Here is a 644-nt window from a genome sequence, read left to right as displayed (position 1 = left end):
CTTCAGTGGAAAGACGCTCCGAAAGCGTATGGTCCGCACAAGACTTTATACAATCGCTTTATCCGCTGGAGCCGCCTGGGTGTCTTTGACCGGATTTTCACTACCCTGGCTGAGCAATCAGGACGGTCGAAGCGTCTGATGATCGATGCAACACATCTCAAGGCGCACCGGACATCGGCGTCCCTGCTCAAAAAGGGGCTTTTCCCCGTCATATCGGACGGACAAAAGGCGGCCTGAACTCAAAACTCCATGCCGTGTGCGATGGTCAGGGCCGACCTGTCCGCCTTCATCTGACAGCGGGTCAGGTCAGTGACTTCAGAGGCGCAGACGTGCTTCTGGCAGATCTCCCCGACGAGACAGAAGAAGTCATCGGGGACAGAGGCTATGACAGCAACCGGATCAGATTATCGCTTGCAGAACGGAATATAACCCCCTGTATTCCTCCGAAGAAGAACCGAAAATCAAAGCCGCCTTACAACTGGCATCTGTATAAAAAGCGCCACCTCATCGAAAACATGTTCGCAAAGCTCAAAGACTGGCGGCGGGTGGCAACACGATATGACCGCTGCGCACACACTTTCATGTCCGCTATCCACATCGCAGCAAGCTTCATCTTCTACCTCAAAGAATGAGTCCTGAGCCTA

1 pseudogene is annotated in these 644 nt (G+C 53.4%); it reads left to right on the top strand.

The features are described 5' to 3' along the window. Positions 1–632, top strand: a pseudogene (locus HK20_RS13165) (IS5 family transposase); the annotation flags it as partial. Positions 633–644 lie beyond the last annotated feature (12 nt).

The organism is Acetobacter sp. DsW_54 (assembly GCF_002153575.1).
Taxonomy (GTDB): domain Bacteria; phylum Pseudomonadota; class Alphaproteobacteria; order Acetobacterales; family Acetobacteraceae; genus Acetobacter; species Acetobacter fabarum.
The sequence above is the reverse complement of the archived record's forward strand: the minus strand, read 5'-3'. Positions and strand labels throughout refer to the sequence as shown.